The sequence below is a fragment of the Sorangiineae bacterium MSr11367 genome, from assembly GCA_037157805.1.
Taxonomy (GTDB): domain Bacteria; phylum Myxococcota_A; class Polyangia; order Polyangiales; family Polyangiaceae; genus Pendulispora; species Pendulispora rubella.
On the sequence record CP089983.1, the window covers coordinates 10,913,013 to 10,927,713 of the forward strand.

Consider the following 14,701-nt stretch of genomic DNA (forward strand, 5'->3'; position numbering starts at 1 on the left):
TGCTGCGGGCACCACACCTCGTTCTGCCTAGCGCCACTGACCGAGCCGCCGGCTTCGCGGAGTTCGACACCCAGCTTGCCGAGCGCAAGTCCGGTGTTTTGTTGATACGCGCGGGCTCCGAGGAGGTAGCCCGCGCCGTCACCGCCCACGCCGCCCGCCGCTTAACGTCGCTGGGCATCCGGACGATCCGCGCCCGCAGCCGACTAAGCACGCCACTCTGGCACCAAGTCAGCGCCCAACTGGGCATCTCGGACCTGGATGGAAATGCGCACCGCTGCGCGCAGAAGATCCTGTCCGCCGGCCTTGGGCATCCGTTCGCCGTCATTGCGCCGCTGCCGCGTGCGGGCACGTGGGATCGATTGGTCGCGACGGAATTGGCGACGCAGCGAATGGGCTCGGGCGCCGAGCACACGGGCATCACCCCGCCGCTGTTGATCTTCGGGACCAACGAGGGCGACCTCGCGACGGATCTGTGCGCCGAGCCGTTCGATATTTCGCCATCGCTGCGCGAGGACGAGAAGGAGCGCTGGTTCCACGCGCTCCTCGACGACGCGGAGCGGTTGTTCGATTCGAACGACATGGCCTCCTTGGAAGACGCCTGGCAAGCGATGCGCTCCGCCCCGCGCGAGCGCAAGGGCACGCACACTGCGCTTCCGGAGGAAGTGCGGGAGTTGTTCTCGGCGCTGGCGTTGATCAAGCGCGCGTGGCCGAAGGGAGACATTGGGGCGCTGGGTGGCGAGCGGGCGGTGTTGAAGACGCTCGTGTCCATGGGCATCGTCGATGCCGAGCATGGGTGGGTGTCCATTGCGCCGTCGGGCGAGGAGTTGGCCAAAGAGGCCGAGGCCGGCGCGGATGAAACGACGTGCAAGAAGGTCGCGGGCGCACTGACGCAGCAGTGGCCGACGGATCCGTGGGCACAGGCGCGGGCGGCGGAGTTGCTGCTGGTTGCGAATGATGTCGACGGAGCTGACAAGGCGCATTCAGAAGCATTGGCGCGGTTGCCGGATGCACTGGCACGACGCGATGTGATCGCGCGATGGATGAAGGCTGTCGATTCGCTCACCAAAGGTGAGCGACAACTCGCCTTGCGAGTAGGCGCTGCCGAGCGTGCGTTGCTGGTAGGCGAGGTCGAAGAAGCTCTCCGTTGGGCAAAGAACGCGGCCGTAAGTGCCCCTGAAAATTGGAGCGTCGCGCTGCTATTTGGCCGCGCGGCGGCCGCGACCGGTGATTTGGTAACAGCGAAAGTGGCATTTACTCGTGCAACCACGCTCGCTACCCGGGCCGGCGCCGAGCTGTTCGCGATTATGGTCGAGTCGGCCGATGTTGCCTACTTTGGCGGAGATCTTGAAGCCGCAGCTCGCGATGCCAGTGTCGTGGCAACGCAAGCACCATCGCTTGCCCTAAGGCTTCAGGCCCGGAATACCCTTGGAAAAGTCCTCTTGGCCCAGGCCAAATGGGAGGAAGCGGACCGGCACTTTGCGGAAGACGCCTGCAGTGCCACCAGCATCAACGATGCGGCATCCGAACTTCGCGCGCGAATCAATCGCGGCATCGCCCTCATGTCCAAAGGGATGTACGACGAGGCGCAAGTCGTGATGGAGGGGGTCCGCGACGAAGCGGATCGACTCGGCGAGGTCCGCATGACGGCATTCGCGTACTTCAACCTCGCCGTCGTCGCGATGTGGAAGCACGACTACGGCGCCGCTCTCAAGTTCTCGGAGACCGGTCTAAAGTACGGTCAACGGGTTGGCGACCGCCTCCGCACGGTCCAAGTGCTCCTGAACCTCGCCGACCTTCGATACAAGCTAGGTCTTTTCGAACACGCCGAGCACGCGATCGTCTTTGGTCGACGAACCATTGCAAATGGAGCCTCACCAGAGGTGACCGCTCGATTCAGCATCATGGCCGCACTGTTGGCCATGGAGCGTGGAAATACCGCTGAAGCGAGGCGCGAGATTCAAAGGGCGCTAGCGGAAGGTGAGCGCGCAGGAAGCCGCGATCTCACCTTGGCATGGGCACACCGAATCGCGGTGCGTATCGCGCTGGAGGACGGGGATCTCTCTTCGGCCAGAGATTCGCTGGAAAAAGCAGAGTCCCTCGCGGTTCGTGACGACGTGCGGGCAGAAGCTGGCGTTCTTCGCATTCGTCTGGCGCGAGCCGAGGGGCACTTCGATTTGCAATTCGCGCTCGACATTCTTGCGATCGCACGCAGCGTTGGTGAAGAGGAAACGTTGCGAGAGATTCATGTGCTGTTGGCCGAGCACTATCGATCCGAAAAAGTCTTCGGCCTGGCTCGCACGCACTTGGAGCAAGCCATCTCCGTCCGAGATCAGGTAGCGCACGGGCTCGAAGGGGAAGTGCGATCCGCCTTTTTGCAACGACGAGACGTCGCCCAACTTGCTTCGATGCAGGAAGAGATCTGCAGGCTGGAACAGAGCATGCGCGGCTCTTCAACAATGCACGGTAGCTACGACGAGCTTCCTCCGACAGTACGATTCGGCCGGTCGCGTGCAATGGGAGTCCCGGGAGAGAGTGAGCGCACTCCGCTAACGCCGCAGGATTCGGTGCGCGGGCGTCTGTCAAACTTGGTGCGCCCGCAAAGGCACCTCATTGGCGAGGATCCCGCGATGCTCGCGCTGCTCGGAGCTATCAAGAAAGTCGCTCGCTCGGAGAGCACGGTACTCATTCGCGGAGAGAGCGGTACGGGTAAGGAACTCGTGGCCGAAGCCCTTCACCGTGCGAGCCTCCGCGAGAGTGGGCCGCTCGTTACCGTCAACTGCGCGGCCCTCGTCGAGACACTCCTTCTTTCAGAATTGTTCGGCCATGAGAAAGGTGCATTCACTGGCGCCGTCGCACGACGCCGGGGACGGTTCGAACTCGCGGAGGGCGGCACGCTGTTCCTCGACGAGATTGGTGACATATCACCCCGGACGCAGGTCGCACTCCTTCGCGTCCTTCAAGAGCGAACATTCGAGCGCGTTGGTGGAACGACCCCGATTCGAGCGAATGTCCGGATCATCTGCGCTACGCATCGCGACCTGCGCGCAATGGTCGAGCGTGGTGAGTTCCGAGAAGACCTTTACTACCGTCTTCGTGGCATTACCCTGGAGGTTCCGCCCTTGCGGGCTCGACTCGGTGACGTCCCTTCGATCAGCGAAGCACTGCTCGAACGAATCGGGACGGAACGCGGCGAGGAACCGAAGGTTTTGTCGGCGGCAGCAACCCAGCTGTTGCTGAGACATCGTTGGCCTGGAAATGTGCGCGAGCTCGAAAATGCACTGCGAGCTGCATCGCTGTTTGCCGAAGGAGAAAGGATCGAGCTCGACGATCTGCTCGAGAATGTTGAAGATTTGCGAATCGCAGCCTCGACGGCAGAATCGACTCCTGCTCTGCGAGCATCGAACCCGACGCTCAAGGACGATTCGGGTGTATTGCTCGCCGACGGTGACTCCGAACCGGTGCAACACGACGCGGAAGAAGAAGAATCCGACTGCGGCGGTGAGGAAACATTGGCAGACCTAGAATCGGCTGATAATCTGCCGACCGAGGAAACGGGCGCTACTAAGGTGGCGTACGCTTGCATCAAGCAAGGTTCCCTTTCTTTGCCGGATCTTAAGCGCCAGATAGAACGAGATTGCATAGCTCGCGCCTTGACGGAAACCAGGGGCAACATCACGCGGGCGGCAGCGGTCCTGGGGATGAAACGACCGCGCCTCTCTCAGCTGGTCAAACAATACGGTCTTCTTGCGGTATCGGAGGGGTCGTGATGAAACGGTCCAACATCGACAATCAGCGTTCATTTTGGGGAAGCGTGCTCGTAGCTGGGTTGGCGCTCGCCTCTTCCCTGCTCGTCATCGGGTGTGCCGCCGACGCAGATTCTGACGATGGCAAGGGTGAGGAGCATGCCCCCGCTGTCGATAACGCGTCGAATGTCAACACGTCGCCTTATCCGATCCCCGCCGCGCCCGCGCAACTCGTTGACACGCAGACGCGCCCTTACCCCATCCCGCCGGCACCAAAGGCGGTCCCTGCTGGTGGCGGTGGTCCATATCCGATTCCTGCAGCGCAGGCCATAACGCCTCAAACGGCGGCCTCGGGCGATACCGAGAATGGCACGGGCGTCCCGATTCCTGCATTCACCAAGCCGTAAGGCGTGGAGGACCTCCGCCCCCGGACCACGCTTTTCTGCGCAGTCCTGGCGCTCGCGATTGCGCTTTCAATGCTGCTTCGCGGGCGCCGCGGCGTCCATTGGCTCTTTGCGGCGTTCTCTCTAGAAGTCGCCCTCTGGTGGGGCAGCCAGTCGCTGTTCGGGCTGTTTCAGGCGACGATCTGGGCACGAGCGACGGCTGTGCTCACGGTGCTCTTGCCGCAGTTCGCGGTGCACCTGTTTCAGTCGATCGTCCCACTCGACAGCGATGCCGAGCGACCGTCGACGCTGACGAAGTTCGCGACGGCAGTCGGTATACCGATTCTCGTCCTCGAGTTATCGCCATACCACGAGACGCCTTTTGCATTGGGGCTCACGTACTTTTACGTGTTCGGTCTCATTGCGGCGGCATTGGTGTCTTTGGCGCTGCGCGGGCGAAAGAGCCCATCACGGGCGGTGCGCGACCGCGTGAACTTTCTCGTCGCGGTTGGTGCCGCAGCAACGACGTTTACGCTTGCCGACTTTTTGTCATTCTTGGGCGTATATCTGCCGCCGATTGGCGCGGTGCTGTCCATCGTCTTTCTCTTCGTTCTCGCAGAGTCGCTCGCGCGCCCACGCCTGGCAGATCTCTACGAAATGGCGGGACGGTTGTTGGTCGCGACGGCGCTCGCCTTCGCGCTGGCCGGCATCTTCTATGTCTTCGTCACGTACATCGGCCGCTTCAACACGATGTATTTGAACGCCGTTCTCGCAGCCATCGTCTTCTTAGTCCTCTTCGAGCCGCTGCAGAACGAGGTCGAGACGCGGATGCACCAGTTCTTCTTCCGCGAGCGCTACGACCTCGAGACGAGCATCGACGAGCTAAAACGCCGCCTTTCGCACGTCCTCGAGATCGACGAAATGGCAGAAACGGTGCTCGCGGGCCTAGAGAGCTCACACCGAGTCACGTCGTGCGCGATCTATCTGCGCGATCAGGACGGCAACGGATTCGACATGACAGGCAGCGTCGGCGACGAACCGGTAATGCGGCTCGAGACGCTCTCCGTACGACCATTACTCGACCGCCTTCAAGCGACAGGCTCACTCTCGTTGGAGGAGATCGCTCGCGAGCAGAAGGATTCGCCTTTGCTCACCGTAGCGTCGGCGACTCTCGGCCCTCACAAGAACTCCGTGCTCCTGGCCGTGAAAGGCGACGAGGGCGAAATCGTCGGTGTCATCTGCATCGCGGATGAGCGCATGCGCGACGCCTTCACGCCGGAGGAGATCGCATTGCTCGAAACCGTGGCGTCCCAGATTGGTGTCGCCATCGCGAACAGCCGCATCTACTCGCGCATGAAAGAGCGCGACCGCCTCGCTGCACTCGGTGCCATGGCGGCCGGCTTGGCCCACGAGGTCAAGAATCCACTCGGAGCCATCAAGGGCGCCGCCCAACTTCTCGAGGAAAGCGAAGACGGCGCTTCGTCCACTGCCGCATCCGACAGCCGCGAATTCGTGGGGATCATCCTGGAAGAGGTGGATCGTCTGAATCGCGTCGTCGCGAGCTTCCTCGACTACGCACGGCCCCATGCGGGCAATCCGATCCCTCTCGACATCAACGCGGCCGTACGCCGCACGATGCAGATTCTCACGAGTCAAAAAGCCGAGTCCCTCGACTTTCGCCTGGAGCTCACCGACCCCCTGCCCCACGCAAAAATCGACGCCGAGCAGTTCCGGCAGGTGCTCATCAACTTCATCCAAAACGGTGCACAGGCCATGGACGGCCGCGGCCGCATCACAGTAAGCACCGCTTGCCGTACGCGCCGGCGTCCGTGGCCCGCGCGACAGGACAGCGAGCGTCCCGCCATGAGCGAGCGCAATCTGACGAACGAAGTCGAGATGGTCGAGGTCTCGGTGCGCGACACCGGCCCCGGCATTTCGCAGAAGGTGCTCAAGCACATCTTCGTCCCCTTCTTCACGACGAAGGAGCAGGGGACGGGCCTCGGTCTCGCCATCAGCCAAAGCATTGTTCAGAATGCGGGAGGCATCATCGACGTGCAAACCCAAACCGGTGCGGGTACGACGTTCACGATCCTCCTCCCAGCAGCCACGGACACGCTACGTACACCGTTGGCGACACCAACGCCGACGAATCCTCTAACAACGGCTTAGAGTTTACATCACGCCTTAGACGTGAAGCACCAACTCTGGTTTGGCATCACGGCTCGCACCTCAAATCTGAAGAACGCTTCTTCGTGCATGCACATCAGAGGCCTGATTCAACGCGTTCTGTGCCCCTCGGCCGCGAGACCCGTCAACAATGCTAACATCGTGCCGCTCGTCCGACCAAGGACGTCGGATGCGTCTTGTCGGCACCTGCGGTTCCTGCCCTCTCACCGGTTCCCGCTCATCGATCCTTGATTAGTTATCTCGACCATCGACGGCGAATGGTGTCCCGGGAGCGACCATATTGCCTTGACAACGATCGCGGCGCCGCCCCTCGTGTGAGAATGAACATCACATGTAGACGACGAAAGCTCTGCGGCAGGCTCCGAGCGAATACCACGGCAACGCCGAGCAAGGATCTCGTCAGAAAATATGCACTGCGATCGCACGAAGCTCTTCGCTGGACACGGCGCGCCAGGTATCGGATAACCGCGAGCTGTTGCCGAAATTGGTTCGCCATGCTGAGTATGTAGTCAACTCAGGTCATCTCTGGGGTTAGTCGCCGCGGTGAGCACACAGCGCAAGATGGCGCTGTGGCCAATCGATTGATCCGGCCTTACAGTCCACGCCGTGACTTATTTACATCAAACAGGTAAAGAGGACATCGCGGGCGCCTCTGCCGCAGACTGATCCTCCCCCGCTGCAGTGGACACCGTCACTATGCGGACAGCTTGTTTGATTGCAACAAAATTAATTCAAACTCAATTGGGCTAACGTAACCAATCGACGAATGCCGTCTAACGGGGTTGTAGAAATTGTCGATGTAGTCGGCGATCGACGCGATCGCGCAAGCCCTCGTCACGTAGTTTTCATGATCGATCAACTCGCCCTTGATTGTGGCGAAGAAGCTCTCGGCGACGGCGTTGTCCCAGCAGTCGCCCTTGCGGCTCATACTCGCCACGAAGCCATGTCGTTCGAGTCCGGCACGGTAGTCGGCGCTCGCGTACGGGCTGCCGCGGTCCGAGTGATGAAGCAGCCCCGTTGGCGGTTTTCGGCTGTTCACGGCGCTGCGAAGGGCCTGCAACGCGAGCTCCCGGTCGTTGGTTTCGCTGGTCGCCCAGCCGACGACTCGTCGCGAATAGAGATCAAGGATCGCGGCGAGGTAAAGCCAGCCTTCAAGGGTCCAGACGTACGTCACGTCGGTCACCCATGCCGTATTCGGAAGATCGACGTCGAACCGTCGCTCGAGCAGATTCGCGGCAACGGGGTGCGCATGCTTCGAGTCCGTGGTGCGACGAAAGCGTCGTTTTCGTTTCGCGGCAATCCCGTGCTGGCGCATCAAGCGTTCGACGCGTTTCCGAGCCACGCAGATGCCCCGAGCCCGCAGTTCCCGATGCACACGCGGGCTTCCGTAGGTGCCACGACTGCGCTTGTGCGACGCTTCAATCTGCGTCGCGAGCTTCTCGTCACTCGTCCTGGCTTTCGACTTCGGCCGTGCTTTCCAGGCGTAGTAGCCGCTTCGCGAGACGCCGAGTACGAAGCAGAGAACCTGAATGGGCCAGAACGTCTTCTCCACGTCGATGAACGCGAACTTCACGTGTTCTCCTTCGCGAAGAATGTTGCTGCTTTTTTTAAGATCTCGCGCTCCATCTCGAGGCGTTTCACCTTTCGGCGAAGCTCCGCGAGTTCCTCACGCTCCGGCGTCGTCAGCTCGTTCGATGTGGCACTCTTCGGCGCTTGCGCGTCGGCGCGCTTGACCCAAGCTCGCAGCGCCGTTTCCGTTAGATCGAGGTCGTTCGCGACCTGCGCGATGGTTCGATCTCCGCTCTTGCAAAGCCGAACTGCATCTGCCTTGAACTCGGGCGTAAACACCCGTCGTTTCCGTTTCGCCATGGGACACTCCTCGCGTTACTTCGAGTTAACGGGACTGTCCACTGAAACGGGGGACCTCCACCCTTGATTGTGGCGAAGAAGCTCTCGGCGACGGCGTTGTCCCAGCAGTCGCCCTTGCGGCTCATACTCGCCACGAAGCCATGTCGTTCGAGTCCGGCACGGTAGTCGGCGCTCGCGTACGGGCTGCCGCGGTCCGAGTGATGAAGCAGCCCCGTTGGCGGTTTTCGGCTGTTCACGGCGCTGCGAAGGGCCTGCAACGCGAGCTCCCGGTCGTTGGTTTCGCTGGTCGCCCAGCCGACGACTCGTCGCGAATAGAGATCAAGGATCGCGGCGAGGTAAAGCCAGCCTTCAAGGGTCCAGACGTACGTCACGTCGGTCACCCATGCCGTATTCGGAAGATCGACGTCGAACCGTCGCTCGAGCAGATTCGCGGCAACGGGGTGCGCATGCTTCGAGTCCGTGGTGCGACGAAAGCGTCGTTTTCGTTTCGCGGCAATCCCGTGCTGGCGCATCAAGCGTTCGACGCGTTTCCGAGCCACGCGGATGCCCCGAGCCCGCAGTTCCCGATGCACACGCGGGCTTCCGTAGGTGCCACGACTGCGCTTGTGCGACGCTTCAATCTGCGTCGCGAGCTTCTCGTCACTCGTCCTGGCTTTCGACTTCGGCCGTGCTTTCCAGGCGTAGTAGCCGCTTCGCGAGACGCCGAGTACGAAGCAGAGAACCTGAATGGGCCAGAACGTCTTCTCCACGTCGATGAACGCGAACTTCACGTGTTCTCCTTCGCGAAGAATGTTGCTGCTTTTTTTAAGATCTCGCGCTCCATCTCGAGGCGTTTCACCTTTCGGCGAAGCTCCGCGAGTTCCTCACGCTCCGGCGTCGTCAGCTCGTTCGATGTGGCACTCTTCGGCGCTTGCGCGTCGGCGCGCTTGACCCAAGCTCGCAGCGCCGTTTCCGTTAGATCGAGGTCGTTCGCGACCTGCGCGATGGTTCGATCTCCGCTCTTGCAAAGCCGAACTGCATCTGCCTTGAACTCGGGCGTAAACACCCGTCGTTTCCGTTTCGCCATGGGACACTCCTCGCGTTACTTCGAGTTAACGGGACTGTCCACTGAAACGGGGGACCTCCAAGGTAGGAGACCGCACGATCGGGCAGGTGGCCAAAGACCTTGATCTAGCGGAGACGGCCTTGCGTTCCTGGATCGAGCGCGCGGAAGCCGACGCTGCTGACGTTCCGAAGGAGAGCCTGTCGATGGCAGAGCGCGACGAGCTCACGAAGCTCCGGCAGAAAGTAAAACGGCTCGAGATGGGACGCGACATCCTAAAAAGCGACGGCCCTCTTCGCGAAGGTCGACGCGAGGTTTGCGTTCGTCCACGAGGAGAAGGCGTCGTACCCGATCGCTGTGCTATGCAAGGTGTTGGGCGTGTCCCGAAGTGGTATTACGCGTGAGCGAGGAGGCCAGCACCTTCGCGTGAACGGAGCGATGCGCAGCTTGCGGTCGAGATGGCCACGACGCACAAGCGAAGTCTGAGACACGTACGGCAGCCCGCGAGCGCACCGTGACCTTCGAGCCCGAGGGATCCGTGTCAGCAAGAGACGTGTAGAACGATTGATGCGGGAGCACGACATCTTCGCCAAACCCACCGGGACCTGTCCTTCGAGAATCTCTTGCCCGCCGTGAAGGAGCGACGCAGCGTTGTTGCTCGCGCAAACGTGCACGCCGTCCTTCGTCGCAAACACGTGAAAATGGTGCCGCGACGCACGTCGATCGCTCAGAACAAGGTGCGCATCCCGCGCCCGCCCCACGAGTTTCACGCGCTCGTTCACTAGCAATTGAGCGCCAGCGTTCACGCCACCGGAAACGATGAGGCGTTTCGCTGAAACTGCTGCTTCCACCAATGCGAGAGCTTACAGGATTGCGCGACGTTGCGAAACTGCCGCGGTGCATTTAGCCGGCGCTACGGAGCGAGCTCGCGTGCATCAGAGGCAACGTCCAGGACGATGGACTCGGCCTTCGAGAGGCGCGCGGACGCTAGCTATGGGCTTCACGGCGTGCACCCGAGGGCACGAACACGCCTCTTCGTCTCGTCCCCGGTGATGGATCGCGGCTTGGCATTGCCCCACCGTTGCAGAACGATGCGGTACGCGTTGCAAGCGCCCGCCACGTCTCCCATGCGCTCCTTTGTTTCCCCGAGCCAAAAATAGGCGCGTGTGTTCGTGAACGGCTGCTCCAATTTGAAGCAAGGTTTGACGGACGATTCGAGCAGGCTCGCCGCCGTGTCGTATTGGCCAGCAGCAAGGGCAATCCTTCCCTCGAAGGCGTCGACCATAACCGGTACGATGTATTGCTGATCGGCCCTCACGGAGACTTGATCCTCGCTTCGCCGCTCCTTCCAAGCCCGCAAACCTACGTCGTCGCTCGTGTTACTGACAGGCCCCCAGCGAAGCGCCCAAGCTTGCCGCTTGCTGAGTTCTGGCACGGCATTGGTCTCCCAGTGCTCGACCCAATCGAGCCAGCGCGCGCGTTCAGGTCGGAAGAGTGCGACCAGAACCAGAGGCTCGAACGCTGCTGCGCGCCAGAACCCCGCCGAAGCTGCATCTTTTCGGCGCAGGAAACGCTCGGCTACAGGGACCGCGCGCGAGCCTCGGCCCGTCTCCATGTAAATATCCACGAGCAGCGCCGACATTCGTACATGGTGCAAAAGAACCGACGATACTTGGGCCTGAGCCCCCATCTTCTCGGCGAATTTCTCGGCCTGCACGAAATCGCCATTCAGGGCTGCCAAAAGCGCTGAATAATATACATAGATAACATCACTCCACTCTTTCGGACCAAAGTCCCGCATCTGCTGTAGCGCCGACTCGACACTCTCGAAAGGGGCATCCGTGGCCGCCAGTGCCTGAGACAATGTGAGATATGCTCGATGGTTTCTCGGCGCATTGACGATCCATGAGCGAGCGTCCGTCAATGCGGCCTCACAATCTCCGCATCGCCGAAAATTGCGACTCCTCTGGTCGAGGCACGATGTCGAGCCGGGAGCGATTTCGAGGCATTTGCGCAACGACTCTCGCTCCTCTTCGTTTCGGCCCAGCAATGAATAAGCCCCGCCCTGCACCTGCCAACCATTTGCGTCCAGCGGATCGACGGCCGACTGCCTGCGCGCGAGCTCGAGCGCATATTCAACGTCGGCTTGTTCGACCTCGGAATTCAGCAGATGGGCCATTGCTGCAAAAGTGAGAAGCTGAGAATCCCCTGGGAATCGCTGAACAGCTTCATCCAGCCGACGAGTTGCCTCTTGCCGATCGGCAGGCTCGGACATGATGATGGGCGCATACGCATCTAGAATGAGACGTTCTCGTTCACCCAGGGCATCGCGAAGGGCAAGAGCCTGGCGAAACCATTCGCGCTCCTTCGCAATTGGGTACGTCAAGAAGTAGCCCGACAGCGCCAATTGCAAATGAGGTTCAGGGCACGCAGGGTCGAGTGCGGAGGCTTGCTCGAATGCTGCATGCGCCACGTCCGTCGTCCCCTTGCGCAGCGCAATGAGCCCCTCGCGATAGTGAATGACCGCTTCACTCTTGCACGTGGGCGAGATCGGAAGATCGATGACGGTCATGCTGGTGGCCGTCGACGCGGTGATAACCTCACTCTTCCTTCGATTCGCCTGACCGAGTAAGGCTCCCCCGATAGCCAGTAAGGCGATGGCGCCTAGCGTGGGGCCCCAGAAGCGCCGCTTTCTTGAAGCCACTCGCTCAACCACTCCCGCGGCGAGCACCGTAGATGCTCTATCGACAGCTCGCGGCAACCGCTCACCGCGAACATCCACGACCCCCAGCCTTTGCTCGGCACCAACGGGCTTCCGAGCATCTCCCCCATCGTCCGAAGCTTCGGCTCGATGTCCGTGCTCGGGTGCAAATGTCGCGTTTGCGTGAAGGTCGACCGTCTTGGGAGACAGCTCTGCGGTGAGCTCGCGACGAACTTCGCCAGCAATGTCGGAGAGCGGCTTTCCGACGACCTCGCTCAACAGCTGCAGCAAAGCCTCGCGCATCTCGTGTGCCGATGCCCATCGCTCGGCGACATCGAAGGCCAGCGCCTTGTCCACCAGCTGGACAATGGATGCCGGCAAGGTGGGTGCCACCCCGGCGAGGGACCGCGCGCGCCGTGTTGCTGCTGCGGCCAGCTGCGCGTTCGCGTTGTCGGCCTGGTGAACGAATTCCCCCGATAAGAGTAGAAACATCGTGGCCCCCACTGCCCAACAATCGCTGTGCGGCCCGACGCTCGTTCGCTCGCCGAGGGCCTGCTCTGGCGGCATGAACGCAGGGGTCCCGAGCATCTGTCCCGTCGCCGTCCCGGTGCCGTCGCCCTGGAGGCGGCGCGCGATGCCGAAGTCGAGCACGCGCACATAGCCGGTGTTCGTCACGAACAAGTTGTCCGGCTTGATGTCGCGATGAACGATGCCCTTGGCGTGCGCCGCCGCCAAGACCTCCAGAGCGTCGGCGATGAAGACGGCGACCTCGGCGACCGGTAATCGCTTACCTTTTTCCTCCCAACGGCGGCGCAGCGATTCGCCTTCGAGGAGCGGCATGACCATGAAGGGGCATCCGCCTTCGTCGATGTCGTCGTCCAGCACGTTGACGGCGCCTAGGTGATCCACTTGATTGGCGACGTACGCTTCGCGACGAAAGAGGCGGCAGATTTCCGGATCGTCCGCGTAACGCTCGAGCAGAAACTTGAGCGCGACCCGATTTCCGTTGCGATGGGTCGCGGCGTACACCGCGGCCATGCCGCCGATGCCGATCAGCCGCTCGATCCGATATTTCAGCACATCGGTGCCGACGCGCGCCAGCACGCGTTTTGAAACGGCTTGGCCTGACATTCCGCGCTTTCTTCCGACCGGACATGATGCCGTCTGGCTCTTCCCAGCGTCAAGGTGCCACCGTCCCCTCACGTCGGTCGGTCACGCAGATTTTCGCGGGCGTCGCGGGCTACGCCGCCGGTGCTGGCGGAATCGGTGCGTGGATCGGCTCCTCCGGCTCAGCGGGTTCGCCCGTCTTCCCACGCCTCGCACGCGCTTGCGAAAGTCCTCGTACGGCCGGAGCGCAGCTTGCGCGGCTAGCACCGTATGGACCTCGTCCTCGTCCACCTCGCCGAGGATGCGGCGGGCGTACGCCGCAATCGCATTCTGCAACGTGCGCAACGGTGCAGCGACGGCGGGGGCTCTCGGTTCGCTGCCTTGGGTAATGCCGAGGGATTCGCCGTAGGCGGCGTGGGCGATTTTCACGTTGGGGAGGAACTCGGGGCCGCAGAGGACGTCCAGGTCTCCGGCAAACTGGTGCTGCGCAATGGCGGCGAGTCGTTTCTCGCTTTCGGCCCATTCTTCGCTGTAGGGCAGTGTCAAAAAGCCGAGTCCCGTGGGGAAGAGAATGCCAACTAGGTCCAATGCGCGGCGGGCTTGCGGATGGCGGTCGACGGGCAATGCACCATATGCATTGAGGCGAACGTAGAGTGCGCGCCATGCCACATCGAGGGCCATGTCGAAGGCGCGCGCGGCGGCTTGGCTGGGTGCCGTTTGCGGTTCGGACCACGTCGACTGAAGGGTCACGGCTGCGTCGTGCACTTTGCAAAGTGCCTTCTGCTGGGCTGCGCCCTGACTCTTCGGCGCGGCTTCGAGCAATGCGCGTGCAAGGCTCAAAGTGCTCGCCACCGACCGCGTCGGCAGTGTTGCGTACAACGTCGAATCAAATTCGCCGGCCATGCATCTATAGATGCCGCAAGAGCTTGCTCGTCGCGCCCCATGCGCGTACGAAGCGTCAACCCGCCCATTTGCGCACGCCCGAGGTCACGTCGCGCCGCCACTGCAATGCGAACTCGCCGCGAAGGCGCATGCTCGCGACGGCGTCCATGGCGCGCAGGTTCTCGACTTTGTACGCGCAACCGGGCGCGAATGGCTCTTTCGGCACCAACCGTTGCCCTCGGGGCAATGGACCATTTTGCGATTGCCAGGCGGCGGCCAGCTTTTGGCCGGTCCATAACGTGGGGCCGTGCAAAAGCAGCGATGCCCATTCCTCCATCGAGTGTGCAATGGGGAGGTATGTCGCGGTTTGCGCGTCGAAGCGGCAGATGGATTGGCCGCGCCATACGAACGAATCGCCAAAGACCGTGTCGGCGAAGAAGACGCCGCGATCGGCGAGGCCGCCGTAGGCATAGCGCCAGGTGGCGAGGTCGTTCCAGCGGATGATGCCCGGCAACGTGCCCACGTTGATGTCCGGGAAGACGTGCAGTGCGTTGTCGAAGCCGAAGAAGCCGTTTTTCAGGCGTAAGAGCGAATGGAGCGCGTCGCCGATGCTATGGCCGAAGTGGCCGTGCAGCGGAAAAGGGGGTCCTTGGACAAGCGGCCGCGAGACGAGCTCGCACAGTCTGGCCAACGGCATAGCATCGACATCCGCGAGGTGCTTCGAGCCAAGAAAGATAAGGCGAGCGCCCCCCTGGTGGTGGTGGTGGTGGAAGAGAGGGCCGGTATT

10 protein-coding genes are annotated in these 14,701 nt (G+C 61.8%); 3 read left to right on the forward strand and 7 right to left on the reverse strand.

Annotated elements, in window-relative coordinates:
• Positions 1-203 precede the first annotated feature (203 nt).
• Positions 204-536: a hypothetical protein gene (locus tag LVJ94_42305; GenBank protein WXB03525.1), complete on the reverse strand. Its 333-nt coding sequence runs from the start codon at positions 534-536 to the stop codon at positions 204-206.
• Between the two features lie 42 nt (positions 537-578).
• Between LVJ94_42305 and LVJ94_42310 the strand changes: the two genes are divergently transcribed.
• From LVJ94_42310 to LVJ94_42320, 3 genes are all read left to right on the forward strand, one after another.
• Complete coding sequence (locus tag LVJ94_42310) at positions 579-3,767, forward strand: sigma 54-interacting transcriptional regulator (GenBank protein ID WXB03526.1); 3,189 nt, start codon at positions 579-581, stop codon at positions 3,765-3,767.
• Positions 3,764-4,150: a hypothetical protein gene (locus tag LVJ94_42315; protein ID WXB03527.1), complete on the forward strand. Its 387-nt coding sequence runs from the start codon at positions 3,764-3,766 to the stop codon at positions 4,148-4,150. The genes LVJ94_42310 and LVJ94_42315 overlap by 4 nt, the downstream gene beginning before the upstream one ends.
• Before the next feature lie 69 nt (positions 4,151-4,219).
• On the forward strand, positions 4,220-6,295 hold the full coding sequence (locus LVJ94_42320) for an ATP-binding protein (protein ID WXB03528.1): 2,076 nt from the start codon (positions 4,220-4,222) through the stop codon (positions 6,293-6,295).
• 712 nt (positions 6,296-7,007) lie between these two features.
• Here LVJ94_42320 and LVJ94_42325 read toward each other — a convergent pair.
• From LVJ94_42325 to LVJ94_42350, 6 genes are all read right to left on the reverse strand, one after another.
• A protein-coding gene (locus LVJ94_42325) for an IS3 family transposase (GenBank protein ID WXB03529.1) occupies positions 7,008-8,182 on the reverse strand; the annotation gives its coding sequence in 2 pieces (ribosomal slippage) (positions 7,008-7,927 and positions 7,927-8,182; 1,176 coding nt in all).
• Complete coding sequence (locus LVJ94_42330) at positions 8,071-8,952, reverse strand: IS3 family transposase (protein ID WXB03530.1); 882 nt, start codon at positions 8,950-8,952, stop codon at positions 8,071-8,073. Before LVJ94_42330 ends, LVJ94_42325 begins: the two co-directional genes overlap by 112 nt.
• Positions 8,949-9,248, reverse strand: coding sequence for a transposase (locus LVJ94_42335; GenBank protein WXB03531.1), 300 nt, complete (start codon positions 9,246-9,248; stop codon positions 8,949-8,951). The genes LVJ94_42330 and LVJ94_42335 overlap by 4 nt, the downstream gene beginning before the upstream one ends.
• A 976-nt stretch (positions 9,249-10,224) precedes the next feature.
• The gene (locus LVJ94_42340; GenBank protein WXB03532.1) at positions 10,225-13,056 is read right to left on the reverse strand and encodes a protein kinase; all 2,832 of its coding nucleotides are present in this window, start codon (positions 13,054-13,056) and stop codon (positions 10,225-10,227) included.
• 81 nt (positions 13,057-13,137) lie between these two features.
• Entirely contained in the window at positions 13,138-13,935 is a 798-nt protein-coding gene (locus LVJ94_42345) for a hypothetical protein (GenBank protein ID WXB03533.1), read from the reverse strand.
• 55 nt (positions 13,936-13,990) lie between these two features.
• Positions 13,991-14,611, reverse strand: a complete 621-nt coding sequence (locus LVJ94_42350; GenBank protein WXB03534.1) for a hypothetical protein — start codon at positions 14,609-14,611, stop codon at positions 13,991-13,993.
• Positions 14,612-14,701 lie beyond the last annotated feature (90 nt).